The sequence below is a fragment of the Pseudomonas sp. GR 6-02 genome (assembly GCF_001655615.1).
Taxonomy (GTDB): domain Bacteria; phylum Pseudomonadota; class Gammaproteobacteria; order Pseudomonadales; family Pseudomonadaceae; genus Aquipseudomonas.
Genome location: NZ_CP011567.1, coordinates 6,183,399 through 6,207,188, shown reverse-complemented (window position 1 = coordinate 6,207,188; position 23,790 = coordinate 6,183,399). Strand labels below are relative to the sequence as shown.

Here is a 23,790-nt window from a genome sequence, read left to right as displayed (position 1 = left end):
CGAGACTCACGCAGGAATCCAGCGCAATATGAATGTCCTGATCGTTGATGACGAACCCCTGGCCCGCGAGCGCCTGAGCCGAATGGTCGGCGAACTCGAGGGATACAACGTCCTGGAGCCCAGCGCCACGAATGGCGAAGAGGCGTTGGCACTGATCGACAGCCACAAGCCGGATATCGTACTACTCGATATTCGCATGCCGGGCCTCGATGGCCTGCAAGTGGCGGCACGATTGTGCGAACGCGAAACCCCGCCCGCCGTGGTGTTTTGCACAGGGCCCGATGAATTTGCCTTGGAAGCCCTACAGGCCAGCGCCGTGGGCTATCTGGTGAAGCCAGTGCGCACAGAACAGTTACATGAAGCATTGAAAAAAGCCGAACGCCCCAATCGCATCCAGCTCGCCGCCTTGACTCGTCCCGCCGCCGAAACCGGCAGCGGCCCACGCAGCCATATCAGCGCCCGCACCCGTAAAGGTATTGAACTGATCCCGTTGGGCCAGGTGGTCTACTTTATTGCCGACCACAAGTACGTGACCTTGCGCCATGAAGGTGGCGAGGTGCTGCTGGATGAGCCACTCAAGGCCCTCGAAGACGAATTTGGCGACCGTTTCGTGCGGATCCACCGCAATGCACTGGTCGCCCGCGAACGCATTGAACGGCTGCAACGCACCCCCCTGGGGCATTTCCAGCTGTTTCTCAAAGGCCTGAACGGCGACGCCCTGATCGTCAGCCGACGCCATGTGGCCGGCGTGCGCAAAATGATGCAGCAGCTTTAATCCGCCATTCAGGGCGGATTTCTACCCTGTTTTCGGACCTTGAGGGCCAGGGAGGCCATGCAGTTTCTGATACAAGTCAAAGTGGATTTGGCTGAGCTGTTATTATCTGCCGTATCTATTCAGTACGGATTGATCCATGTCCTCTCGCGAAATCCGCATCGCCACCCGCAAAAGTGCTCTCGCCCTGTGGCAGGCCGAATACGTCAAGGCTCGTCTGGAACAGGCCCATCCGGGCCTGCTCGTGACACTGGTGCCCATGGTCAGTCGCGGCGACAAGCTGCTCGATTCGCCCCTGTCGAAAATCGGCGGCAAGGGCCTGTTCGTCAAGGAGCTGGAAACCGCGCTGCTGGAAAACGAAGCTGACATCGCCGTGCACTCCATGAAGGACGTGCCGATGGACTTCCCCGAAGGCCTCGGTCTGTTCTGCATCTGCGAGCGCGAAGACCCGCGCGATGCATTTGTCTCCAATACCTTCGCCAGCCTGGATGAGTTGCCACCAGGCAGCATCGTCGGCACCTCCAGCCTGCGCCGCCAGGCTCAGTTGCTGACCCGTCGCCCGGATCTGGAAATCCGCTTCCTGCGTGGCAACGTCAACACGCGCCTGGCCAAGCTCGATGCCGGCGAATACGACGCCATCATCCTCGCCGCGGCGGGTTTGATTCGTCTGGGCTTCGAACACCGCATAACCTCGGCCATCAGTGTCGATGACAGCCTGCCGGCCGGAGGCCAGGGCGCGGTCGGTATCGAGTGCCGTAGCGCCGACACTGAGATTCATGCACTGCTCGCACCGCTGCATCATCAGGATACGGCCATCCGCGTGACCGCTGAACGTGCCCTCAACAAACATCTGAATGGCGGCTGCCAGGTGCCGATCGCCTGCTACGCCGTGCTTGAAGGCGAGCAGGTCTGGTTGCGTGGCTTGGTGGGCGATCCGAACGGCGGCCTGCTGCTCTGCGCCGAGGCCCGAGCGCCACGCAGCAAGGCCGAGGCCCTGGGCGTGCAAGTGGCCGAAGACCTGCTGAGTCAGGGCGCCGACGCCATTCTCAAAGCAGTCTACGGCGAGGCTGGGCACGAGTGACTGGCTGGCGCCTGCTGCTGACGCGCCCTGCGGATGAATCGGCGGCGCTTGCCTGCGTGTTGGCTGACGCGGGGGTTTTCAGTAGCAGCTTGCCGCTTTTGGACATCGAGCCGATGCCGGCCTCTGCCACAATGTGCGCAGTGATTCAGGACCTGGATCACTATTGCGCGGTGATCGTGGTCAGTAAGCCGGCCGCCAGAATCGCTGTCGAGCTGCTCCACCAGCATTGGCCGCAACCGCCGGTTCTGACGTGGTTCAGCGTCGGCGCGGCAACGGCGCAGATCCTCGAGGCTAACGGGCTGGATGTGAGTTTCCCGGCCGACGGTGATGACAGCGAAGCCTTGCTTGAACTTCCACGATTGCGCGAGGCTATCGCCCGTCCCGATCCTCGGGTGTTGATCGTGCGTGGGGAGGGTGGGCGCGAGTTGCTGGCTGAGCGTTTGCGCGAGCTTGGTGCTAGTGTCGAGTATCTGGAGTTGTACCGACGCGGCTTACCGCAGTACCCACCGGCAGCGTTGCCTGAGCGGATCGAGGCGGAACGCTTGAACGGGCTGGTGGTCAGCAGTGGACAGGGTTTTGAGCACCTGCACCGATTGGCTGGCGATGCCTGGCCGATCATGGCGCGGTTGCCGTTGTTTGTTCCAAGCCCCAGGGTCGCCGAGCTGGCACGCGCCGCCGGGGCCCAAACAGTTGTGGATTGTCGTGGCGCCAGTGCCGCGGCCTTGCTGACGGCGTTACGGGAGCACCCCGTACCCGTTTTCTAATGCAAAGGATGGATACGTGAGCAAAACAGCCTTGCCTAAAGATGACGTCCAGCCGGTGCTCGATGCGCCGGTAGAAGCACCGGTTGTAACCGGGCCACCTGCTACTGAGCCGCGCCGAGGCAATGGGCTGGCAATCGTCGCGCTGCTGTTGGGCGCTGCCGGTGTTGCCGTGGGCGGTTGGGGAGTCTGGCAGGTGCGTCACCTGCAAGCCGATAACCTGCAACAGTTGAGTCAGGTACAGGCGTTGAACGATCAGGCGCAGAGCCTGAAGCTCAACGAGCAGCGTCTGACCGCTCGCCTCGAACAAATGCCTGCCGCCGAAGAGCTCGATGCGCGCAGTCGCTTGGTCACTCAACTTCAGGGCGATCAACAGCGTTTGAATCAACGCCTGGAAACCGTCCTCGGTGCCAGCCGCAAGGATTGGCGTCTGGCCGAGGCTGAGCATTTGCTGCGACTGGCCAGCCTGCGTCTGTCGGCGTTGCAGGACATCAGCAGTGCCCAGGCCCTGGTGCAGGGGGCTGATGAGATACTCCGTGAACAGAATGACCCGGGGGCTTTTGCCGCTCGCGAGCAAGTGGCCAAAACCCTGGTGGCCCTGCGCAGTACCGAACAGCCGGATCGCACCGGGTTGTTCCTGCGACTGGGTGCCTTGCGCGATCAAGTGATCAGCCTCACCGAACTGGCGCCCGAGTACAAGGACCGTGGCGAATCCCTGCTGGGCCTGACGGCCGATGGCGACGGCGCCAGTCGCTGGGCGCAATGGTGGGATCAGATCTCGCGTTACATCCGAATCGATTTCAACGCCGACAAGAATGTCCGTCCATTGCTGGCAGGGCAGAGCCTGAGCCAGGTGCGTCTGGCCCTGAGCCTGGCGCTGGAACAGGCGCAGTGGGCCGCGCTCAACGGTCAGGCTGCGGTTTACACTCAGGCGCTGACCGAGGCGCGGGACGTGCTCAAGGGTAACTTCAATCCGGACAACCCTCAGAGCAAGATCATGCTGGAGCAGGTGGCCGAGTTGAGCAAACAGCCAGTCACGGTGGTCACGCCGGATCTGACAGGCACGTTGAGCGCCGTCCAGGCTTATCTTGAGCGACGCAACGTCAACGCCGAGGACTCAGTGAAACCTCTGGCCAAACCTGCCGCGAGCACTGCGCAGGAGGCCACACCATGAAGCGTCTCTATGTGATCGTGTTCGTGGTCATCGCTGCCGCCGCCGCGTTGGGGCTGGCGATTGCCGAGCATTCCGGCTACGTGCTGATCGCCTACAAGAGCTTCCGTTACGAATCGAGCCTGTGGGCAACCCTGGCCTTGGTGGCCGTGCTGTGGCTGGTGTTCTGGGGCATCAAGGCGCTGGTCGAACTGGTGACAACTTCCGGTGGGGTGGTCAACCCATGGTCGCGGCGCAATCGCAGTCGACGGGTGCAAGTGGCGATCGAGCACGGCCAGCTGGATTTGGCCGAGGGCCGCTGGGCCAGTGCGCAGCGTCACCTGTATCGCGCGGCAGAAGCCGAACGTCAGCCGCTGCTCTACTACCTGGGTGCTGCCCGCGCCGCGAACGAACAAGGTCTCTACCAGGAAAGCGATAACTTGCTGGAGCGCGCTTTGGAGCGACAGCCCCAGGCCGAGCTGGCGATTGCCTTGAGTCATGCCCAATTGCAGACCGACCGCGGCGACACCGACGGCGCCCTGGTCACCCTGCAAGCCATGCACGAGCGTCATCCTCATAACGTCCAGACCCTGCGCCAGTTGCAACGCCTGCATCAGCAGCGGGGCGACTGGTCGGCAGTGATTCGCTTGCTGCCGGAGTTGCGCAAGGACAAGGTGCTGCCGCCAGCCGAGCTGGCTGAACTGGAGCAACGCGCCTGGGGTGAGAATCTTTCGTTGGCGGCGCACCGGGAAGAGGACGGAACGGTCGGTTTGCAATCGCTCGCTCGTGCCTGGCAGCAGCTCACCGCCGCTCAGCGGCAGGAACCGCAACTGGTGCTCGCCTATGCCGAGCAACTGCGGCAACTGGGAGCGCAGGTCGAGGCCGAAGAGGTTCTGCGTACGGCTCTCAAGCGCAAATACGACAGTCATCTGGCACGCCTGTACGGTCTGGTTCGCGGTAGCGATCCGGCCAGACAGCTGCACACCGCTGAAGGTTGGCTCAAGGATCATCCGGCCGACCCGAGCCTGTTGCTGACGTTGGGCCGTTTGTGTCTGCAAAGCAGTCTGTGGGGCAAGGCCCGGGATTATCTGGAAAACAGTCTGCGTGTACAGCGTAATCCTGAAGCCTGCGCCGAACTGGCGCGGTTGCTGGCGCAATTGGGTGACACTGAACGCAGTAATCAGTTGTTCCAGGAGGGCTTGGGCCTGCTGGACGAGCGCTTGCTGTCGGCTCCGCTGCCGGTGCCGGCTCATGCTTGATGCCGGCCTGTAGCCGCTGCCGAAGGCTGCGTTCGGCTGCGCAGCAGTCGTAAATCAGGCGCCGCAGTCGGATCAGGTGAGTCGTGTTAAACCGACTACGACTGCTGCGCAGCCGAACGCCGGCTGCGCCAGCTGCTACAGGGGGAGTCGTTCGTCAGGGCAATCCAACCGCTCCGAGTCTGCCACTGTTTTTGAGTTGTGGTCCTGGTCTGGCAAAGTCCTACAGCGGACTACATCTTATCCTCTCGACTCTGTCGGGAATTCCCTACACTTCTGGTGAAGTGTCCGTGCTGGCCTGCCTTGAAAGGCTGCTGCGCTTTCCTCTACCGTAACCGCTTGTCTCTACAGTTACGGAAAAGCCATGTCTTTGGCCTGCTCACGCTCCTTGTTTTTCATGGTTTTCATTGCAGGTGCCCTGGCCTTGGGCGTTTCCTATTACCTGGAATATGCGGTCGGCCTCAAGCCTTGCGGGTTGTGCCTGTTGCAACGGGTTTGCCTGGCGCTGCTCACGGGTGTCTGCCTGACGGCTTCGGTGCAGGGGCCTGGTCGCTTCGGATCATTCCTGTATTGGTTACTGGGTCTGCTATGCAGTGTGGCGGGTACCGTCACGGCGTGGCGGCAAGTTGTGTTGCAGAGCGATCCGGTGCATCAGCTCTCGGCATGCTCGCCCAACCTGACTGATCTGTTTGCCAGTACGCCCTGGTTGTGTGCCTTGCAACGGTTGTTCAAGGGAACCGACGACTGCGCGGAAATTTCCTGGACGCTGTTCGACCTGAGTATCCCGGAATGGAGCCTGTTGTTCTTCGTTGCGATGATGATTCTGGGCGGGTATCAATTGCTGCGCCTTGTCTGGATCGCCTGTCAGCGACCGCTCAGCGGCGAGTCGTCGCACCGGGTATTGACGGGCGATTAAACACTTGTATGAACTTTATCTCCTGCGTACCTTGAAGCCATAGGCGCGCGGGCATAATCTGGCCCGCACGTATCATTGGAATTATGTTGCTCGTTGCTGTTCTGCCTGACCCAGACCGGATGTGCCGAGTCTTGGTCAGGCGTAGAACGGCATGACCCATTAGGGAAGAGAGATCGCCATGTTAGATAGTTGTCAGAATGCTCAGGAACGCTGGGGTGGGGTTCATAAGCTCATTGACCGCTGGCTACAAGAGCGTGAAGAGTTGATAAAGTCGTTCCACGACTTGCGAAATGCCAAACCGGCTTTTGCCGACAAGTCCTTGAACGGTCGGTTCTGCGAGATTCTTGTCGATTACGTTTCTGCCTGGCACTTCGAAGTGAGTGAGCATCTGGTCAATGAGGCCAAGGCCTTTGGCGACGATGGCGGCCTTGAACTGGCGGAGCAGATCAACCCGCGTATCGACGTGAGCACCGAGATGGCGCTGTCGTTCAATGATCATTGTCACAAGGGTGACTGCAACGACACCGAGCGTTTCGCCGAAGCGCTGGAAAAGCTGGGCAGCCAACTGCGTGAACGCTTCGAACTGGAAGATTGCCTGATCGAAGTGCTGCACACCGCCCACAAGGAAGAGAGTTCGGTTCAGGCCTGAACCCTTCCCGGCTAGACACTGAAAACGGTGCGCAATGCGCACCGTTTTTCGTTTCCGGCATTCAGCTTGTAGCACCACGCAATTCGACTTCGAATACCAGCGGCGTGAACGGCGCGATCAAGTCGCCGGCACCGTCGGCGCCATAGGCTTGCGCCGATGGAATTACCAGGCGCCATTTTGCGCCGACCGGCATATTTTGCAGCGCGCTACGCCAGCCGCTGATCACACTATCAAGACTGAACCACTGTGGCTGACTGTTCTGATCGAACACGGTGCCATCAGGTAGACGACCGATATACAGCACCTGGACTTTGCCGTTCGGTCCTGCCTTCGCGCCAGTTCCGGGAGCCAGCTCGGTCAGCAATACTCCATCTGCCAATTGACGGACGCCAGGTTTGGTTTTTTCCTCATCGAGAAAGCGCCGCTCTTTTTCGAGGGCAACTTCGCTTTGCGCGACGGCGGGTTGCTCGGCGACCTGGGCTTCGTGCTCGGCAAGAATCTGTTCGATCTGCTCGTCTTTCAGCGCTAGCGGCTTACCTTGGTAGGCTTGCTGCAAACCTTCGAGCAGTGCCTGAAGTTGCAGGTCCGGAACCTCCTGGCGCAAGCGTTCGCCAAGGCTCGCACCCAAGCTGTAAGCGAGATCGTGAGCGTCATTTGTGGTGGTTTTTTCGGCGGCCTGGACCACGGAAAAAAACATGCACAGCGATAAAAAAAGGTAGCGCGACATAGGCACTCTCCGACCTGAGATGCGCAGGATTATGCCAGTGTGAATGCTCTCGAAGGTGAACTGGTTTTGCGTAAGCGCAGAACATTTTTACTTCGTTGCAACGCAGCGCTTTCGATACTGTCAACATGCCCTAGCGGCGGTTGCAGCAGAGGTCTAGTATGAGCCGCATTCACGTCAGCCAGGAGGTAAACCATGTCGGCCACCAAGAAGCCAGTAAATACTCCGTTGCACTTACTCCAACAACTCTCGGGCAGCCTGCTCGAGCACTTGGAAAACGCTTGTTCCCAAGCCTTGGCTGATGCTGAAAAACTGCTCGCCAAACTGGAAAAGCAGCGCGGAAAAGCGCAGGAAAAACTGCATAAATCCCGCACCAAATTGCAGGACGCTGCGGCGGCCGGCAAAGCCAAGGCACAAGCCAAGGCCAAAGATGCGGTGAAAGAACTTGAGGACCTGCTTGACGCCCTCAAGGCTCGTCAGTCCGAAACTCGCAGCTACATCCTGCAACTCAAACGCGACGCTCAAGAAAGCCTGAAACTGGCCCAGGGTGTCGGTCGTGTCCAAGAGGCTGTCGGCAAGGCGTTGTCCCTGCGTTCGGCCAAGCCAGCCGCGGCACCTGCGAAGAAAGCCGCTGCCAAACCGGTTGCTGCAAAAGCACCGGCCAAGCCTGCTGCGGCTCCTGTTAAAAAAACCGCCGCCAAAGCACCGGTAAAAGCTGCAGCGAAACCAGCCGCAAAACCTGCGGCGAAAAAACCAGTCGCTGCCAGCGCTGCGAAACCAGCAGCTAAAACGACAGCTGCCAAACCTGCCGCTAAGCCAGTCGCTGCCAAAACAGCTGCCGCTAAACCCGCTGCCAAAACCACGGCTGCCAAACCCGCCGTGGCGAAAACTGCAGCTGCCAAACCGGCCGCTAAACCTGCTGCAAAACCAGCAGCCAAAACTGCCGCCAAACCTGTCGCGGCTAAAACCGCTGCAGCCAAGCCTGCTGCAAAACCGGCGGCGAAACCTGCTGCAAAAACTGCAGCCAAACCCGCCGCTAAACCGGCTGCCAAAACTGCTGCTGCGAAACCTGCCGTCGCTGCCAAGCCAGCCACTGCCGCCAAACCAGCTGTAGCGAAACCAGCAGCCAAACCTGCCGCTGCCAAACCGGCTGCAAAACCTGCCGCCAAGCCAGCAGCAAAACCGGCCGTGAAAAAGCCAGTCGTTGCTGCGAAGCCGACTGCCGCACCTGTCGCCAAGCCAGTAACCCCGGCCCCGGCTGCATCGGCTTCGCCGGCTCCGGTAGCCACTACCTCGACAGCTTCGCCTGCGCCAGCGGCATCGTCGAGCACCAGCACTACCCCAACCAGCGCTTCCTAAGTGCCGGTTACCGCGACGCGCAGCTGATGCAGCGCGTCGCGGCTCAGGTTGGCGGCGCCTGCTGCCATACCTTCCAGCCAGGCCGTTAGATCGGTCGCTTCACACTGCGGCCAACTCTGCGCCAAACGCTCCAGTCGCAACAGCAAATGCCTTTCGGCTTCCATCTCCAGTGTCTTCACTTGTTCGCGTATATCATCCAGACCGGCATCCTCGCTGGCAGCGGCTTTCCATTGCTGGCGCAAGGTGCGCAACGGTTGCACGACATCCGCGTCCCAAGGCCCGGCTACATCGCGTAGCAGCTGCAGGCGTTGTTCGTTGCAGGCGACTCCACATTTCCCCAGCCACAATCCACAGAGCAGCAGGCACACATTCACACCCGCTGCCTGCAATTGCAGGCAGGCGTGTTCAACGCCGGGACGGGCGTAAGTGTCGAGGGAAAAGCTCCACAGGTCAGAGGACATAGTGCTACTCGCGCCAGTTGCGAGCGAAGCTGGTAGACTCCGCCGCCATTATGATTCGACTTCAGAACCTGACTTTACAGCGTGGCCCGCAACGTCTGCTAGAAGACGCCGAGCTGACCCTGCACGCCGGCCACAAAGCCGGCCTCATCGGTGCCAACGGCGCCGGCAAATCGAGCCTGTTCGCCTTGCTTCGGGGCGAACTGCACCCGGACTCGGGTGACTGCTTCCTGCCGGCCGACTGGCGCATCGCCCACATGCGCCAGGAGGTCGACACCCTCGAGCGCCTGGCGGTCGACTACGTGCTCGATGGCGACCTGCGCCTGCGTCAGGTGCAACGCGACCTGGCGGCGGCCGAAGCGGCCCATGACGGTGCCGCTCAGGCCCGCCTGCACTCGGAGCTCGACAGCGCCGATGGGTACACCGCCGATGCCCGGGCTCGCAAGCTATTGGCGGGCCTTGGGTTCACCAACGAGCAAATGGACCGGCAAGTAGGAGATTTCTCCGGTGGCTGGCGGATGCGTCTGAATCTGGCGCAGGCTTTGATGTGCCCCTCGGACCTGTTGCTGCTCGACGAACCGACCAACCACTTGGACCTCGACGCCATCATCTGGCTCGAAGAGTGGCTCAAAAGCTACCCCGGCACTTTATTGCTGATTTCCCACGACCGGGACTTCCTCGATGCCGTGGTCGATCACGTAGCTCACGTAGATCAACGCAAGATCACCCTGTATCGCGGCGGTTACACCGCGTTTGAACGGGCCCGTGCCGAACGTCTGGCACAGCAACAGCAGGCGTACGAGAAGCAACAGGCGCAACGTGCGCACATGGAAAGCTACATTGCCCGCTTCAAGGCCCAGGCCACCAAGGCCCGTCAGGCCCAGAGCCGGATCAAGGCGCTGGAGCGGATGGAAGAGCTGTCCGCCGCGCACGTCGATTCGCCGTTCGATTTCGTCTTTCGCGAATCGCAGAAAATCTCCAGCCCGCTGATCGATCTATCGGACGCTCGCTTGGGTTATGGCGAAAAAACCGTGCTGGAGAAGGTCAAGCTGCAACTGACCCCTGGCGCGCGGATCGGTTTGCTCGGCCCCAACGGTGCCGGTAAATCGACCCTGATCAAGAACCTCTCCGGTGAGCTCGAGCCATTGGCGGGCCGACTGACCCGGGGCGAGAACACCGTGGTCGGTTACTTCGCCCAGCATCAACTGGATTCCCTCGATTCCAAGGCCAGCCCGTTGCTGCACTTGCAGCGCCTGGCGCCAACCGAACGTGAGCAGACCCTGCGTGACTTCCTCGGTGGTTTCGACTTCCGGGGTGCACGTATCGATGAGCCGGTGTTGAATTTCTCCGGTGGCGAAAAGGCGCGACTGGCCCTGGCGCTGATCGCCTGGGGCCGACCGAACCTGTTGCTGCTCGACGAACCGACCAACCACCTGGACCTGGAAATGCGCCTGGCGCTGACCATGGCGTTGCAGGAATTCAGTGGCGCGGTTCTGGTGGTCTCCCACGATCGTCATTTGCTTAAAAGCACCACCGACAATTTCTATCTGGTGGCAGACGGCAAGGTCGAGGAGTTCGACGGCGACCTGGAAGACTACACCCGTTGGCTGGTGGAGTACCGTCAGCGCAACGTGCCGGTCAGCAATACCCCGGTCAACCCGGACAAGACCGACAAGAAAGCCCAGCGCCAGGCCGCCGCCGCGTTGCGTCAGCAACTGGCACCGCACAAGCGCGAGGCCGACAAGCTCGAAGCCGAGTTGGGCAAGCTGCACGAGAAACTGGCGAAGATCGACGCCAGCCTCGGCGACAGCGATATTTACGAGCCGGCACGCAAGAACGAATTGCGTGATCTGCTGGCCGAGCAGGCCCGGCTGAAGGTGCGTGAAGCCGAGCTGGAAGAAGCCTGGATGGAAGCGCTCGAATTGCTCGAAAGTATGCAGGCGGAGCTGGAGGCGCTGTCTTGATGGAGGCCTTCAAGCTGCCGTTGCCGGCGATGTGGGTCGAGCCGCTCTGGCTGGTCGTGCAAATCCTGCTGATCCTGCTGGCCGGCTATGTCGCTCAGCGCGTCGTCGCTAAAGGCCTGACTCGCCTGGGCGAGCGTTACCCGTTCCCGCCGCAGTTCTTGATGCCGCTGCGCGGTGGTTTGCGTTGGCTGATCATGGGTAGCGCGCTGATCTTCGTGCTGGAGCGTCTTGGGGTGTCGGCCACGGTGCTCTGGACCGCGTTGTCCGGCTTCGTGGCGGTAGCTGCCGTGGCGTTTTTCGCCATGTGGAGCGTGCTGTCCAATCTGTTGTGCGCGATCCTGATCTTCACCGTCGGCCCATTCCGAATCGGCGATGTGGTCGAGTTGGTGGACACCACCGACAAGCCGGGCGTCAAGGGCCGGGTGGTGGCGATCAATCTGCTCTACACCACGCTGATCGAAGCCGAAGAGCTCGGTACCGGCAGTGCCATGGTGCAAGTGCCCAACAGCCTGTTCTTCCAGCGCTCGGTTCGACGCTGGCGCGGTACTGATGTATTTCCTTCAAACGGGTTCGAAAAGCAGGCTCGATAGGACGCTACCGCCGTCAACGCTGGTCGGCAGTCACTCTGTCCTGCAAAAAATCGGTAGTCATTGGTCGTAAGGCGCATTAGCTTAGACGTTTGTCACGAGTCTGAGTCGAGGTGTGCAATGCTGCTTCAAACATGGCTGGCATTTTTTGCCGCCTGCTGGGTAATCAGTCTTTCCCCCGGTGCCGGCGCCATTGCGTCGATGTCCAGCGGCCTGCGCTACGGTTTCTGGCGCGGTTACTGGAACGCCCTGGGTCTGCAACTGGGCCTGGCGTTGCAAATTGCGATTGTCGCTGCCGGTGTCGGTGCGATCCTCGCGGCCTCCGCCACTGCCTTTTATGCGATCAAATGGTTCGGCGTGGCTTACTTGGTCTACCTCGCGGTCAAGCAATGGCGCGCGCTGCCCAATGAGATGAGCGACGACGCTGCCATTCGGCAGATCGGCAAGCCGATGGCGCTGGTGTTCCGCGGTTTTCTAGTGAACGTCAGCAACCCCAAGGCTTTGGTGTTCATGCTCGCGGTGCTGCCGCAATTCATCGATCCCCATGCGCCGCTAGTGGCCCAGTACCTGATCCTCGGCGTGACCATGATCTGTGTCGACCTGATCGTCATGGCCGGCTACACCGGGCTGGCGGCCAAGGTCCTGCGTTTGTTGCGCACGCCCAGGCAGCAGAAACGCATGAACCGCACTTTTGCCGGGCTGTTCATCGGCGCGGCGGCATTCATGGCGACTTTGCGCAAAGCAGCGACATAAAGCTTCAGGCACAAAAAAGGCGACCTATCGAGGTCGCCTTTTTCATTACTACAGAGTGGCCAGTCTGAGATCAGTGCAGAATCACCGGCGCCGTATCTCGCGGCAGGTTATTACGCAGCGGTGCCTGCCCCGGCTGCTCGTAACCGCCACCACCGAGCTGTTGGCTCAGTTGTGAAGCCACGTCTTCACCCAACGCCTTGGACACGTCACGCACCACCCGTGGGCGGTTCAGGGAAACCCGGATGTCCCGGCCATTCACCAGTTTGGTGTCCTGACCTTCGCCCATCGCCGTGAAGGCCGAGGTGATCTCGAAGGTCTTGGTGTTGATCAGGCTGAAGTCCGCCACCAGCGTCAACGCCAGCACCGCCGAGTAACTGTCGGTGTTGGCCAGCTCATTCATGTCGCGGGTGAAGTCGATGTCTGACACGGTGCCGAACAGCACATAGTCGGCACCCTTGAAGCTACCGGCCTTGATGCGCTTGATCACGTCATACACGTCGCCTTTGGACGATGCCGTGTAAGGCGTGCCCTGCACCAACTGGAACATCCCGGTGCGCAGGATCTCGCCCTTGATGTCGCCGGTGAATTTGCGCAACTCGCCTTGCTCGATGTAGCTGTTGGTGGCTTCGTACTCTTCGTAACTGGATGAACCACTGGCGCCGTAATAGCTCTGGCTATGGTTACTCTGTGCCGAAACAGTGTGGACGTATTGCTCCACGCGCTCCTGGTACGCCAGATCCGCTACTGCAACTTTCGGGGCCGCTTGCGCGCTGAACGCGCAAGCCAGGGCCATCATGCCAATCCATGTGCGCATCGATTAACGCTCCGTGGTTTTGCGGATCTCTTTTTCGTCCATCCACTCGGCCAGACCGCTTTCAACGTCGATCAATTGCAGGCTGAATTTGTAGAAGACGTCCTTGTAGTCGCTGCTGCGCTTGACGATCGAGCTGATCGAACCTTCAAGACGGTATTGGGCGGCAATCATGTTGCCGGTCTTGGCCACGGTGCTCTTCTTGTACAGGCCGCTCTGGTTTTGCAGCTTGAGCTGGTCGACCTGGCTCTGCATTGCGGTGTTGTCGCTGGCGAAACGGGCGACGCCGGACTTCATCAGCTGGGTCTTGATGCTGGTAGTGATTTCGCGGGTATCGATGTACTCGCTGGTCTTGTTCTTCACGTCGTAGACCTGAACCACCGGACGGCCTTGCAGGATGCCGGACTGGGCCAGGGAGCGGGTCATGGATTCGGCGATCATCTGCAGGTCGGTGGAGCCGAACTCGTTGGTCACGGTTTCAACCGCTTTGGTGTCGCCGTAGCTGATGTTTTTGCTGCCCAGCGTCGGCGAAGTGTTGGCGCAACCGCTGGCCAAGAGGGCGATGACGGCGATGAACGAAAAGCGTGCAAACATGGGAATGCTCTCTAGAACTGAACGAATAGGGTGTCGGGCTTAAGGCGTTTTGATTTCGAGACGGAAATCCACGGCTTTGGCGGTTGGCGCAATGGCCTGGATGAAACTGGTCTGCTCGCCGTACATCATCTGGCTTTTCCAGGTTTCCTCTTCGGCAACCGGGAAGCCTTCAGGGCCGAGCCAGGCAAAGCGGTAGTAGAAGGTCTTGTTGTTGTAGCTGGTGTTGCTCAGCTGTACGTTGACCGTCATAAAGCCGTTTTCCCGCGCCACGCGCATGGCGCCGACCACGATGTTCTTGAGCTTGCCCATGGCCACGACCTTGCTGGCAGCGCTGCCTGGCTCCGGTGGTGGCGGGGTGGCGCAGCCGGCCAGCAAGGCCAGGGCGACGACAGTGATGAGTTTGAAGCGCATGCAAAGACTCCGTTCTTAAGGTTGTTTGAGGCTGGCCACGGTGGTCGGGTTGGCGCTCGGGATCACATGAGCGGCCTGGCCGCTGGCGAATACCTGATTGCCCACGGCGCGCAGGCTGATGACCTGATAGCGCTGATCCACAGTGATCTTGACCACCGAACCGCCCACGGCGCTCGGCAGGGTGACTTGGTGCTCGCCTTTCTTCAAGCGTAGACGCACGACTTGAGTGGTGTCTGGCAGGGTACGCCATGTACGGGTATCGGCACCTTCGAGCACCGCTGAAGAGATCCCGACCGCAAGACCCGCCAGTGGGTTGGATTCGTTGATCTTCTTCTGAGCCACGCCTTTGGTCACGGCACGGACGGTGGTGCGCAGGATGATGCCCGGCATGTCATCACGCAGCGCGCGGCGGGACATGGCGGTGGTGCTGTTGAGTTGCGTCAGGTTCACCTGCTGACCGTCTACGCCGATCTGGGCGAAGGGAGCGGTCGAGGTGTCCGGCTTGATGACCGGGAACGACAGCGGTGTGATCACCACCTGGTTGCTGATCGGCAATGGCAACGGAATGCGGATCGAGTCGCGGGACGGCGCCAGGCCGCTTTGCACGACGATCAGGATGTCGCTGTCCTCGTCCTTGGCGGGTTTGTCGAGATTCACCAGCGCCTGTTCCAGCAGCGGGGTGTTCGGGCGCAATTCGGCGGCCTTGCGATAGCCCGGTGCAGCCAGGTCTTTCTCGCCCAGGGCTTCATAGACGAAACCGGCCAGGTAATGGCTGAACGCACTCTGGTAGCTGTTTTTCAGGCTGACCACTTCTGGCGCGTCGAGGCTGGCCACCGGATAACCCTGGAGATCCTTGTACTGGGTTTTGACGCCTTCCTTCTCGGCCTGCTCTTCGCTCTTGAGGTATTCCTTGTCGCGCAGGTCGGCGATCACCGCTTCACGTTCGTGAGTTTTCTTGATCGCGGTGCGCGCGCCGTCGAAGTCGTTCACCGCCAGCAGGTTGAGGGCCATCTGCGTGGTCAGCATGACTTTCTCGTAGTCGTAGCCTTCGTAGCGACGGACTTTGTCATTGACCAGGAAGCTGCCGAACTGAGCCAGGTACTTTTCGGTGTCGAGCTTGACCGAGTCTTCCCACTTGCCCACCACCTGATCGGCGCTGCTCCAGGCATTCTGGCTGCCGGACAAGTCGCCCTTGGCGCGCAGCAGTTCACCCTTCTCGAAGTAATAGAGCAGGTCTTTGTCGGCGCCGGTGTTGTTCTTTTCCAACAAGGTCAAGGCGCCGTCGACGTTGCCGGCAGCCAGCTGCTGGTTGGTTTGTGCCAGTTCGGAATCGTAGTTGCGAAAAGCCGAACAGCCGGAGAGCAAGGTGACAGCGCTGAGCGCGATCGAGGTAAGGGCGCGAGAGGCCATAGGGGGTACTTCTTCCCTGAGTATAAGCAGCCGCGCGTGCTGGTCGGGCTGTTGGGACCCATCGGCAGGGAGACTGGCGCCCTGCCAATTCCTCATAAAAAGAGGAGCTTAAATGCCGTATCGCGAGAACGACGGCGCGGCATTATAAACAGGGATGCTGGCTATGTAATGGCTTTTTAATTGTATGTTTTCACAACGTGCCATTACTTATTTCTGGCCTGATACCGGCGCTGGCGAGGTTTGCACATAAGTCTTTCCGACGACGAATGCCACGGTGTTTATTGTGCGCAGGTTGATGACTTGAAAGTCGCGGTCGATGCGCAGGGTTACCGGCGGGGTGCCGGGCGCGTTCGGCGCGCTGAACAGGTGTTCACCTTTTTTCAGCCGCAGACGCGCGACCAGGGTTTTGTCCGGCAAGGTACGCCATGTGCGGGTGTCGGCCTCCTCGAATGGGTCTTCGCGCGTGACCACCAGCGATGCTTTGGCCGGGTTGCGTTGGTTTTCCTCAGCCTGGCCGATAGCCGCCATGTTGGCGCGGAACATGGCCCGCGAGATGATGGCGGGCATGTCATCACGCAAGGTGCGCAAGGCCATGTCGGTGACGCTGTTGAGTGCGGTCAGCGGCCGTTTTCGACCATCGACGATGATGTGGTCGAATGCTGGCGTGATGGTGTCCGGGATCATCACCGGGAAAGAAATCGGGGCAACGATCACCAGGTTTTCGTTGAGCCGTACCGGAATCGGCACGCGCACCGAGCTGCGTGCCGGTGCCAGGCCGCTTTGGACAATGATTAACACATCACTTTCATCGGCTTTTGCCGGCGGTTTGTCGAGATTGCGCAACGCCTGCTCGAGAAACGGCAGGTTCGGGCGCAATTCAATTGCCTGGCGATAGCCCGGCGCGGCGAGATCGCGTTCGCCGAGGGCTTCATAGGTGAAGCCAGCCAGGTAATGACTGAAGGCACTCTGATAGCCGTTTTTCAATTCGATGACGGCTGGCGCATCGAGGGTGGTCACCGGGTAGCCTTGCAGATCCTTGTAACGCACCGAAATGCCCTGGGCCTTGGCCTGCTCTTCGAGCTCTTCGTATTGCCGCTCGCGCTGGCGGGCAATCAGTGCTTCGCGTTCGTGGGTTTTCTTGATGTCGGCGCGGGCGCCGTCGAAGTCATTCGCAGCCAATTGGTTGAGGGCCATTTGCGTGGTCAGCATGACTTTTTCGTAATCGTAACCTTCGTAGCGACGCAGTTTGTCGTTGACCAGCATGGTGCCCATTTCATTGCCAAACCGTGTGAGCAGTTTCATGGCCCCGGAGGGCACCGCTTCTTCGCGCTGGAATACCATCTGGTCAGCGCTGCGCCAGGCTTTCTGGCTCTCCGGCAGCGCATTGGCGACACTAAGGATGGCGCCTTTCTCGAAGTAATAGAGCAGATCCTTGTCTTCCCAGGGATTGTGCAGCTCCACTAGGTCCAACGCACCCTGGAGGTTGCCCACCAATAGTTGGTCATTGGTCTGTTGCATCTCCTGATCATAATTTCGGTACGCGGCACAGCCACTCAGTTGTAGGGCGAAACTCAGCAGCAAAGAGAACAACAGGCAGGAGCGCATGGACGATGATTCTTCCCTGATCGGATACCGCGAGGAGATAGCAGTTTGCCGCCCAATGTACACGCCGTTATGCGGGAAATACCAACAAAGCTTGAGCGAAACTCATTGGAAGTGAACAATGTGTTACTTCGTATTTCCATTTGAGATTTATTCATGACTGGCTTCTCTCGTTTTCTGGCGTGGCTCGTGCTGCCGATGATCGCGCTCTGCAGCTTCAATGCGCTGGCCGAAACCGCGGAGGGTGCGCCCAAGGCCCTGCATTTGCTCGATTACATTGCCGCCGATTACCCGACGGCGGTCGAGGGAGGCAAGGTTATTGATGAGGCTGAGTATCTCGAACAGCAGACATTCCTGGGGGAGCTGCAAGGGTTGATCGCCGATTTGCCGGCCAAACCCCAGCGTGCCGAACTGGAGCAGGGCGTTAACGGTCTGCGCACCGCGATCGCCGCTCGCAAGGACGGCGCGGACGTCACCCGTCAGGCGCGGCAGCTGGGGGCAAAACTGGCGGTGACCTATGAAGTCAGCCAGGCTCCGGTCATTACCCCGGACCCGACCCGCGGCGCGCCGCTGTATGCCCAGCAATGCTCGGTGTGCCATGGCGATACGGGCATCGGTGACGGCCCGGCAGGTGTCGGCATGACGCCACCGCCGACCAATCTGCGCGATGCCGCGCGACTGGACCGTCTGAGCCTCTACGCGCTTTACAACACGCTGGGTATGGGCGTCGAAGGTACTGACATGCCGGCCTTCGCCGATCAGCTGGATGATCGTCAGCGTTGGGACCTGGCGACCTACATCGCCGGCTTCAGCGCCGATCCGGCCGCGGCAAAATCCGAAAAAACCTACAACATCGCCGACCTGGCGCGTCAGACGCCAGCCGAAGTGCAGGCCGTCGAAGGTCCGCAAGCGGCCGCGACCTTCCGCGCGCAACGAGCGCAACCGCCGCAGGTCAAGCGTGGCCCGGGGCAATTGCTTGAATACACGGCGGCCACGCTGGACAAGAGTATCGCCGCCTATCGCGCTGGCGAGCACGATCAGGCCTACGACCTGTCGGTGGCGGCGTACCTGGAAGGCTTCGAACTGGTTGAAAGCTCTCTGGACAACGTCGACGCCAACGTACGCAAAGACACTGAAAAGTCCCTGATGGCTTACCGTCAGTCGTTGCAGGACGGCTTGCCAGTGGCCCAGGTCGAGCAACGTCTGGAAGTGGCCAAGGCCAAGCTGAAAGAATCCGCTGGCCTGCTCGGTAGCGATGGCTTGAGCTGGTCGCTGAGCTACATTTCCGGTCTGTTGATTCTGTTGCGAGAAGGTCTGGAAGCCATTCTGGTGCTCGCGGCGGTCCTCGCGTTCCTGCGCAATACCGGCCAGCAATCGGCGGTGCGCAGCGTCAACATCGGTTGGGGCCTGGCGCTGTTGGCCGGGCTGGCGACCTGGGCGGTGGCGGCGTATGTGATTGACGTCAGCGGGGCCCAGCGTGAGCTGCTGGAGGGGGCCACTGCGCTGTTTGCCAGTGTCATGGTGCTCTGGCTCGGCGTGTGGATGCACGACCGTCGCCACGCAGCGGCCTGGCAGGATTACATCAAGAGCAGCCTGGTGAGCGGCGGTGGGCGTTTCGGGTTTGCGATCCTGGCGTTCTTCTCGGTGTATCGCGAACTGTTCGAAGTGATCCTGTTTTACGAAACCTTGTGGTTGCAGGCGGGGCCTGCGGGGCATAACGCCGTAATGGCTGGCGGCGCGACGGCGCTGGTTATGCTGGTCGGTCTGGCCTGGGTGATTCTGCGCGGCTCGGCAAAGCTGCCGCTGGCACTGTTCTTCGGCATCAATGCCGGATTGCTGTGCGCGTTGTCGGTGGTGTTTGCCGGCCATGGCGTGAAGGCGTTGCAGGAAGCCGGGGTCTTCGGCACGCGGCCGGTACCGTTCTTTGACTTCGACTGGTTGGGGATCCACGCTGATGCGTATTCGCTGAGTGCCCAGGCTGTAGCGATCATCGCGATCATCGTGCTGTACAGTCGCAGCCGGATGGCCGAGAAGCGGCAGTTGCCGGCGTCTTAAAAGCATTCGCTGCGCTCATATTCGCGGGCAAGCCCGCTCCCACAGGTTCAGCGCTAACCTTATGGGAGCGGGCTTGCCCGCGATGCTTTTCAATAGAGGAAATCCAATGCGCGTATGGATCGATGCTGACGCCTGCCCTCGGGCAGCCAAGGATCTAGTGGTGAAGTTCGCCCTCAAGCGCCAGTTCGAAGTGGTACTGGTGGCCGGTCAGCCGCAGATCAAGCCGGGCCTTGCGCTGGTGAAACTGATCGTGGTGCCCAGCGGCCCGGATGCCGCCGACGATTACCTGGTGGAACACGCGGTGCCGGGGGAGTTGGTGATTTGCAGCGATGTGCCGCTGGCGGATCGGCTGGTGAAGAACGGCGTTGCGGCGCTGGATCCGCGGGGTAAGGAGTTCGATGCGCAGAACATGGGCGATCGACTCGCGGTGCGTAACCTGTTCACCGACTTGCGCGAGCAGGGGCAGATGAGCGGCGGCCCGGCGCCGTTCGGCGAGCGCGAGAAACAGGCGTTCGCCAATGCGCTGGACCGGATATTGACCCGGTTGTCGCGTAAAGCTTGAGCAAGACGGTAATGATCGTTCCCACGCGGAGTGGGAACAATCACGAGTGTTACTCGTCGTTTTCGTGGGTCAGTTCCAGTACGCGGTCGACCAATTTGTTGATGCCGGAAGCGGCTTCGCTGATCGATTGCGCGAGCATGTACGCCGGCGTGCTCACCAGCTTGCGCGCCTTGTCTTCGACAATGTCGGTCACTGCGCACTCGGCGTGGGTGGCGCCCATCTTGTTCATCGCGGCGGCGGTATCGGCATCGTTGCCGATGGTGCAGGTCACGCCCGGGCCGTAGATTTTTGCCGCCAGGGCCGGCGAGATGCAGATCAGCCCCACCGGTTTGCCAGCCTCGGCGAACGCTTCGGTCAACGCCAGGACGTCAGGTTGAACGCTGCAGCCGGCGCCTTCGACGGCAAAGTTCGACAGGTTCTTGGCCGCCCCGAAACCGCCGGGAACGATCAGCGCATCGAAGTCTTCGACGTCCGCTTCACGGATATCCTTGATGTTGCCCCGGGCGATTCGCGCCGATTCCACCAGCACGTTGCGCGATTCGGGCATTTCTTCGCCAGTCAGGTGGTTGATCACATGTAACTGCGCGATGTTGGGTGCGAAGCACTGCACCTGGGCACCGCGCTGGTCCAGCCGCAGCAGGGTGATCACGCTTTCGTGGATCTCGGCGCCGTCGTACACGCCACAGCCGGAAAGGATCACTGCAATTTTTTTGCTCATGGGCTTTTCTCCAGATTCATGGCGTTAAATGTCCACTAATTTGTCACTCGTTGCCATAGGGTTAATTCGCGGCTACACCTAATCTCTGCTGAACGATTCCGATCAGGTCGCGTCATGAACTTCATTCTGTATGCGGTGCCGTTTTTCTTTGTGCTGATTGCGGTCGAGTTGTTGGCCGACCGTTGGCGCGGGGTGAGCAATTACCGCGTGGCAGACGCGATCAACAGCCTCAGCACCGGCGTATTGTCGACTACCACGGGCCTGTTGACCAAAGGTGTCGGCCTGGTCACTTATGCCTTCGCCCTGGAACATCTGGCCTTGATCGAGCTGTCGGCCGACAGTGTCTGGGTCTGGGTGTTTGCATTCGTCTTCTACGACTTCTGCTACTACTGGCTGCACCGGATGGGCCATGAGCGCAACATCCTCTGGGCCGCGCATTCGGTGCATCACCAGAGCGAGGACTACAACCTCTCCACGGCCCTGCGCCAGACCAGCACCGGGTTTCTGTTGAGCTGGATTTTCTACCTGCCCCTGGCCGTGCTCGGCGTGCCGCTGCTGGTGTTCGTCAGCGTTGCGGCGTTGAACCTGCTGTACCAGTTCTGGGTGCATACCCGGCATATTCCCAAGCTTGGCTGGTTCGAGTGGTTCTTCGTCACGCCGTCCAATCATCGGGCTCACCATGCACAGAACGCTCTCTACATGGATCGCAACTACGGCGGGGTGTTCATTATTTGGGACCGTCTGTTCGGATCGTTCCAGGAAGAGGACGACAACGAACCGGTGATCTTCGGCGTGACCACGCCGCTGGCGAGCTGGAATCCGGTGTGGGCGAACGTGCAGTTTTACGCGCAGTTGTGGGATGACGCCCGGCGCGCCGAGCGCTGGTGGGACAAGCTGCGGATCTGGTTCATGCGCACCGGTTGGCGGCCGGCGGACGTGGCGGCCAAATACCCGATGAACAAGCCGGACCTGGCTCAGTTCCGCAAATTCGAGGTGCCGCTGGACGGACGTCAGCAGTGGTATGTGGCGCTGCAGTTCTGCGTCTACATCGCCTTGGGCAGTTACTTGATGAATTTGGAGCAGAGCCTGCCGACCGCAGCCCTGGTGTTGGGTTGGGGCGCCGTGGCGTTGGGGTTGTTCGTGTTGGGTGCAGCCCTGGAGAATCGCCCGCAGGCGTTGAAGCTGGAGCTGTTGCGGCTGGTGTCGAACCTGCCGCTGGTGTGGCTGGCACCGATGGTCGGGCTATGGCCGGGCAGCGCGGTGGGCTGGGTGGTGCTGCTCAGTTACAGCCTGCTCAGCGGCATCGGTCTCTACTGTTGTAGAAACCGCGTCACTCGATGGGCGTCGTAGGTTCGTTGGACTTGGCCTGTTCGGCTTTCAGTGCCTGCTCATCGGCGTAGATCTTTTTCGCCAAGCGGGCATTCTTGAAGCGTCGCCGCAGCCACAGGACAAAGCCCAGGACCAGCAGGGCGCCCAGCACCCACAGCTCGTACTTCTTGACACTGCCCAGCATACCTTCGAGCACCGCGCCGAAGTGATACGCAGCCGCTGCCAGCGCCGCAGCCCAGATGGCCGCGCCAATCCCGTTGAGCAGCAGATAGCGTCCCGGCGGATAGCCCGACAGACCGATTGCCACCGGCATCACGGTGCGCAAACCATAGACAAAACGGAAGCTCAGCACCCAGATGTCCGGGTGCTTGCGGATATGTTCCAGTGCCCGATCGCCCATCAATTGCCAGCGCGGTTTGCGCGCCAGCAATTTGCGCCCGTGCTTGCGCCCCAGGAAGTACCACAGCTGATCGCCGGCATAACTGCCGAAGAACGCCACGACCACCACCAGGTTGATGTCCATGTACCCACGGAACGCGAGGAAGCCTGCGAGTACCAGAATGGTTTCGCCTTCGAAAAACGTGCCGAGGAACAGGGCAAAGTAGCCGAAGTCATGTAGGAATTGTTGGAGCATTGTCTGGGTGCTGGCGAAATGAACGCGCAGCCTAACCCTTCGTGCACATTCATGAAAGTGTCCAAATGTGTCTCGACGTGAACATTTCCTACAAGGACAATGGAATGCGGCTACCTGTCACAGGGGTGCACACAACTGTCATACGTTGGTCATAATGGCCGCTTATAACTGTCACGCTCGCCCGCCAGCGCGGGCTCAGGAGTCTGCCGTGAGCTTTACCCCCGCCAACCGTTTGTTTCCTGCAACCCGCCTGCGTCGCAACCGTCGTGATGATTTTTCGCGTCGTCTGGTCCGTGAAAACGTACTGACCGTCGATGACCTGATCCTGCCGGTATTCGTGCTGGACGGTGAAAACCGTCGCGAAGCAGTGGCGTCGATGCCGGGCGTCGAACGCCTGACCATCGATCTGTTGCTGGAAGAGGCTGCCAAATGGGTCGAGCTGGGGATTCCGGCGCTGGCACTGTTCCCGGTGACACCACCGGAACTCAAGTCACTGGATGCCGCCGAAGCCTGGAACCCCAACGGCATCGCCCAGCGCGCTACCCGCGCTCTGCGTGCGCAGTTCCCGGAGCTGGGTGTGATCACCGACGTCGCCCTGGACCCGTTCACCACTCATGGGCAAGACGGCATCCTCGACGAAGAAGGCTACGTGCAGAACGACATCACCGTCGACGCACTGGTTAAACAGGCTTTGTCCCACGCCGAAGCCGGCGCTCAAGTGGTGGCTCCGTCAGACATGATGGACGGGCGCATACAGGCGATCCGCGAGGCGCTGGAGCTGGCGGGTCACGTCAATGTGCGGATCATGGCCTACTCGGCCAAGTACGCCAGTGCCTACTACGGCCCGTTCCGCGATGCGGTGGGTTCGGCGTTGAACCTGGGCAAGGCCAACAAGGCCTCCTATCAGATGGACCCGGCCAACAGCGACGAAGCCCTGCACGAAGTGGCGGCCGACTTGTCAGAAGGCGCAGACATGGTCATGGTCAAGCCAGGCATGCCGTATCTGGATATTCTTTATCGGGTCAAGGAAGCGTTCAAAGTGCCGACCTTTGTGTATCAGGTCAGCGGCGAATACGCCATGCACATGGCGGCGATCCAGAATGGCTGGTTGAGCGAAGGGGTTATCCTCGAATCCCTGACCGCTTTTAAACGTGCAGGCGCTGATGGCATCCTGACTTACTTTGCCGTCCGTGCTGCTCAATTGTTACGAGAGCAAAAATAGCCCTCCCAGGAA

At 60.4% G+C, this 23,790-nt stretch carries 24 protein-coding genes; 15 read left to right on the top strand and 9 right to left on the bottom strand.

Annotation, left to right across the window (positions count from 1 at the left end):
• Positions 1-28: 28 nt before the first annotated feature.
• The 7 genes from PGR6_RS27645 (at position 29) to PGR6_RS27615 (ending at position 6,585) form a co-directional block, all read left to right on the top strand.
• Complete coding sequence (locus tag PGR6_RS27645) at positions 29-775, top strand: LytR/AlgR family response regulator transcription factor (protein ID WP_064621063.1); 747 nt, start codon at positions 29-31, stop codon at positions 773-775.
• A 136-nt stretch (positions 776-911) separates the two neighbouring features.
• Positions 912-1,853 (top strand): hydroxymethylbilane synthase, encoded by a 942-nt coding sequence (gene hemC, locus PGR6_RS27640; protein WP_064621062.1) that lies wholly within the window; start codon positions 912-914, stop codon positions 1,851-1,853.
• Positions 1,850-2,617, top strand: coding sequence for a uroporphyrinogen-III synthase (locus PGR6_RS27635; RefSeq protein WP_064621061.1), 768 nt, complete (start codon positions 1,850-1,852; stop codon positions 2,615-2,617). The genes hemC and PGR6_RS27635 overlap by 4 nt, the downstream gene beginning before the upstream one ends.
• A gap of 16 nt (positions 2,618-2,633) precedes the next feature.
• The gene (locus tag PGR6_RS27630) at positions 2,634-3,788 is read left to right on the top strand and encodes a uroporphyrinogen-III C-methyltransferase (protein WP_064621060.1); all 1,155 of its coding nucleotides are present in this window, start codon (positions 2,634-2,636) and stop codon (positions 3,786-3,788) included.
• A complete protein-coding gene (locus PGR6_RS27625) occupies positions 3,785-5,023 on the top strand; it encodes a heme biosynthesis protein HemY (RefSeq protein WP_018927545.1) in 1,239 nt (412 codons plus the stop codon). Before PGR6_RS27630 ends, PGR6_RS27625 begins: the two co-directional genes overlap by 4 nt.
• 361 nt (positions 5,024-5,384) lie before the next feature.
• Complete coding sequence (locus PGR6_RS27620; RefSeq protein ID WP_064621059.1) at positions 5,385-5,936, top strand: disulfide bond formation protein B; 552 nt, start codon at positions 5,385-5,387, stop codon at positions 5,934-5,936.
• Positions 5,937-6,114: 178 nt separating this feature from the next.
• Positions 6,115-6,585 carry an Rsd/AlgQ family anti-sigma factor gene (locus PGR6_RS27615; protein ID WP_064621058.1) on the top strand — a complete coding sequence of 157 codons (471 nt, stop codon included), beginning with the start codon at positions 6,115-6,117 and terminating at the stop codon, positions 6,583-6,585.
• Between the two features lie 61 nt (positions 6,586-6,646).
• On the opposite strand, the gene PGR6_RS27610 is transcribed toward PGR6_RS27615, so the two are convergent.
• On the bottom strand, positions 6,647-7,312 hold the full coding sequence (locus tag PGR6_RS27610) for an FKBP-type peptidyl-prolyl cis-trans isomerase (protein WP_018927548.1): 666 nt from the start codon (positions 7,310-7,312) through the stop codon (positions 6,647-6,649).
• A gap of 192 nt (positions 7,313-7,504) precedes the next feature.
• Between PGR6_RS27610 and PGR6_RS30285 the strand changes: the two genes are divergently transcribed.
• Positions 7,505-8,668 (top strand): AlgP family protein, encoded by a 1,164-nt coding sequence (locus tag PGR6_RS30285; RefSeq protein ID WP_064621057.1) that lies wholly within the window; start codon positions 7,505-7,507, stop codon positions 8,666-8,668.
• Here the strand turns inward: PGR6_RS30285 and PGR6_RS27600 are convergent.
• Positions 8,665-9,129 carry a TIGR02444 family protein gene (locus tag PGR6_RS27600; RefSeq protein ID WP_064621056.1) on the bottom strand — a complete coding sequence of 155 codons (465 nt, stop codon included), beginning with the start codon at positions 9,127-9,129 and terminating at the stop codon, positions 8,665-8,667. The genes PGR6_RS30285 and PGR6_RS27600 overlap by 4 nt on opposite strands.
• A 50-nt stretch (positions 9,130-9,179) precedes the next feature.
• Between PGR6_RS27600 and PGR6_RS27595 the strand changes: the two genes are divergently transcribed.
• The 3 genes from PGR6_RS27595 (at position 9,180) to PGR6_RS27585 (ending at position 12,430) form a co-directional block, all read left to right on the top strand.
• Complete coding sequence (locus tag PGR6_RS27595) at positions 9,180-11,090, top strand: ATP-binding cassette domain-containing protein (RefSeq protein ID WP_064621055.1); 1,911 nt, start codon at positions 9,180-9,182, stop codon at positions 11,088-11,090.
• Complete coding sequence (locus PGR6_RS27590) at positions 11,090-11,680, top strand: mechanosensitive ion channel family protein (RefSeq protein WP_019650132.1); 591 nt, start codon at positions 11,090-11,092, stop codon at positions 11,678-11,680. The genes PGR6_RS27595 and PGR6_RS27590 overlap by 1 nt, the downstream gene beginning before the upstream one ends.
• A gap of 117 nt (positions 11,681-11,797) precedes the next feature.
• On the top strand, positions 11,798-12,430 hold the full coding sequence (locus tag PGR6_RS27585) for a LysE family transporter (protein WP_018927553.1): 633 nt from the start codon (positions 11,798-11,800) through the stop codon (positions 12,428-12,430).
• Positions 12,431-12,500: 70 nt separating this feature from the next.
• Here PGR6_RS27585 and PGR6_RS27580 read toward each other — a convergent pair whose 3' ends face one another.
• From PGR6_RS27580 to PGR6_RS27560, 5 genes are all read right to left on the bottom strand, one after another.
• Positions 12,501-13,244, bottom strand: a complete 744-nt coding sequence (locus tag PGR6_RS27580; RefSeq protein WP_064621054.1) for a hypothetical protein — start codon at positions 13,242-13,244, stop codon at positions 12,501-12,503.
• Positions 13,245-13,247: 3 nt separating this feature from the next.
• Positions 13,248-13,835, bottom strand: coding sequence for a penicillin-binding protein activator LpoB (gene lpoB, locus PGR6_RS27575; RefSeq protein ID WP_007941608.1), 588 nt, complete (start codon positions 13,833-13,835; stop codon positions 13,248-13,250).
• Between the two features lie 39 nt (positions 13,836-13,874).
• Entirely contained in the window at positions 13,875-14,246 is a 372-nt protein-coding gene (locus PGR6_RS27570) for a YcfL family protein (RefSeq protein ID WP_064621053.1), read from the bottom strand.
• A gap of 15 nt (positions 14,247-14,261) precedes the next feature.
• Entirely contained in the window at positions 14,262-15,656 is a 1,395-nt protein-coding gene (locus PGR6_RS27565; protein WP_064621052.1) for a COG3014 family protein, read from the bottom strand.
• A 207-nt stretch (positions 15,657-15,863) separates the two neighbouring features.
• The gene (locus PGR6_RS27560; RefSeq protein ID WP_064621051.1) at positions 15,864-17,261 is read right to left on the bottom strand and encodes a COG3014 family protein; all 1,398 of its coding nucleotides are present in this window, start codon (positions 17,259-17,261) and stop codon (positions 15,864-15,866) included.
• Positions 17,262-17,414: 153 nt separating this feature from the next.
• Between PGR6_RS27560 and PGR6_RS27555 the strand changes: the two genes are divergently transcribed.
• Complete coding sequence (locus tag PGR6_RS27555) at positions 17,415-19,313, top strand: FTR1 family protein (protein WP_064621050.1); 1,899 nt, start codon at positions 17,415-17,417, stop codon at positions 19,311-19,313.
• Positions 19,314-19,419: 106 nt separating this feature from the next.
• Positions 19,420-19,875: a YaiI/YqxD family protein gene (locus tag PGR6_RS27550; protein ID WP_064621049.1), complete on the top strand. Its 456-nt coding sequence runs from the start codon at positions 19,420-19,422 to the stop codon at positions 19,873-19,875.
• A gap of 49 nt (positions 19,876-19,924) precedes the next feature.
• Here PGR6_RS27550 and elbB read toward each other — a convergent pair whose 3' ends face one another.
• Positions 19,925-20,593 (bottom strand): isoprenoid biosynthesis glyoxalase ElbB, encoded by a 669-nt coding sequence (gene elbB / locus PGR6_RS27545; protein WP_064621048.1) that lies wholly within the window; start codon positions 20,591-20,593, stop codon positions 19,925-19,927.
• Between the two features lie 114 nt (positions 20,594-20,707).
• Here elbB and PGR6_RS27540 point away from each other — a divergent pair, with 114 nt between their 5' ends.
• Positions 20,708-21,943: a sterol desaturase family protein gene (locus PGR6_RS27540; RefSeq protein WP_064621047.1), complete on the top strand. Its 1,236-nt coding sequence runs from the start codon at positions 20,708-20,710 to the stop codon at positions 21,941-21,943.
• Here the strand turns inward: PGR6_RS27540 and PGR6_RS27535 are convergent.
• Positions 21,924-22,556 carry a DedA family protein gene (locus PGR6_RS27535; RefSeq protein WP_064621046.1) on the bottom strand — a complete coding sequence of 211 codons (633 nt, stop codon included), beginning with the start codon at positions 22,554-22,556 and terminating at the stop codon, positions 21,924-21,926. The genes PGR6_RS27540 and PGR6_RS27535 overlap by 20 nt on opposite strands.
• 208 nt (positions 22,557-22,764) lie before the next feature.
• On the opposite strand from PGR6_RS27535, the gene hemB reads away from it, so the two are divergent.
• The gene (gene hemB / locus PGR6_RS27530; RefSeq protein ID WP_064621045.1) at positions 22,765-23,778 is read left to right on the top strand and encodes a porphobilinogen synthase; all 1,014 of its coding nucleotides are present in this window, start codon (positions 22,765-22,767) and stop codon (positions 23,776-23,778) included.
• Positions 23,779-23,790 lie beyond the last annotated feature (12 nt).

Excerpts from the sequence above, each read along its gene's own strand:
- PGR6_RS27645 (WP_064621063.1), top strand. The coding sequence starts at position 29 with ATGAATGTCCTGATCGTTGATGACGAACCCCTGGCCCGCGAGCGCCTG.
- hemC (WP_064621062.1), top strand. The coding sequence starts at position 912 with ATGTCCTCTCGCGAAATCCGCATCGCCACCCGCAAAAGTGCTCTCGCC.
- PGR6_RS27625 (WP_018927545.1), top strand. The coding sequence starts at position 3,785 with ATGAAGCGTCTCTATGTGATCGTGTTCGTGGTCATCGCTGCCGCCGCC.
- PGR6_RS27620 (WP_064621059.1), top strand. The coding sequence starts at position 5,385 with ATGTCTTTGGCCTGCTCACGCTCCTTGTTTTTCATGGTTTTCATTGCA.
- PGR6_RS27615 (WP_064621058.1), top strand. The coding sequence starts at position 6,115 with ATGTTAGATAGTTGTCAGAATGCTCAGGAACGCTGGGGTGGGGTTCAT.
- PGR6_RS27610 (WP_018927548.1), bottom strand. The coding sequence starts at position 7,312 with ATGTCGCGCTACCTTTTTTTATCGCTGTGCATGTTTTTTTCCGTGGTC.
- PGR6_RS30285 (WP_064621057.1), top strand. The coding sequence starts at position 7,505 with ATGTCGGCCACCAAGAAGCCAGTAAATACTCCGTTGCACTTACTCCAA.
- PGR6_RS27600 (WP_064621056.1), bottom strand. The coding sequence starts at position 9,129 with ATGTCCTCTGACCTGTGGAGCTTTTCCCTCGACACTTACGCCCGTCCC.
- PGR6_RS27595 (WP_064621055.1), top strand. The coding sequence starts at position 9,180 with ATGATTCGACTTCAGAACCTGACTTTACAGCGTGGCCCGCAACGTCTG.
- PGR6_RS27590 (WP_019650132.1), top strand. The coding sequence starts at position 11,090 with ATGGAGGCCTTCAAGCTGCCGTTGCCGGCGATGTGGGTCGAGCCGCTC.
- PGR6_RS27585 (WP_018927553.1), top strand. The coding sequence starts at position 11,798 with ATGCTGCTTCAAACATGGCTGGCATTTTTTGCCGCCTGCTGGGTAATC.
- PGR6_RS27580 (WP_064621054.1), bottom strand. The coding sequence starts at position 13,244 with ATGCGCACATGGATTGGCATGATGGCCCTGGCTTGCGCGTTCAGCGCG.
- lpoB (WP_007941608.1), bottom strand. The coding sequence starts at position 13,835 with ATGTTTGCACGCTTTTCGTTCATCGCCGTCATCGCCCTCTTGGCCAGC.
- PGR6_RS27570 (WP_064621053.1), bottom strand. The coding sequence starts at position 14,246 with ATGCGCTTCAAACTCATCACTGTCGTCGCCCTGGCCTTGCTGGCCGGC.
- PGR6_RS27565 (WP_064621052.1), bottom strand. The coding sequence starts at position 15,656 with ATGGCCTCTCGCGCCCTTACCTCGATCGCGCTCAGCGCTGTCACCTTG.
- PGR6_RS27560 (WP_064621051.1), bottom strand. The coding sequence starts at position 17,261 with ATGCGCTCCTGCCTGTTGTTCTCTTTGCTGCTGAGTTTCGCCCTACAA.
- PGR6_RS27555 (WP_064621050.1), top strand. The coding sequence starts at position 17,415 with ATGACTGGCTTCTCTCGTTTTCTGGCGTGGCTCGTGCTGCCGATGATC.
- PGR6_RS27550 (WP_064621049.1), top strand. The coding sequence starts at position 19,420 with ATGCGCGTATGGATCGATGCTGACGCCTGCCCTCGGGCAGCCAAGGAT.
- elbB (WP_064621048.1), bottom strand. The coding sequence starts at position 20,593 with ATGAGCAAAAAAATTGCAGTGATCCTTTCCGGCTGTGGCGTGTACGAC.
- PGR6_RS27540 (WP_064621047.1), top strand. The coding sequence starts at position 20,708 with ATGAACTTCATTCTGTATGCGGTGCCGTTTTTCTTTGTGCTGATTGCG.
- PGR6_RS27535 (WP_064621046.1), bottom strand. The coding sequence starts at position 22,556 with ATGCTCCAACAATTCCTACATGACTTCGGCTACTTTGCCCTGTTCCTC.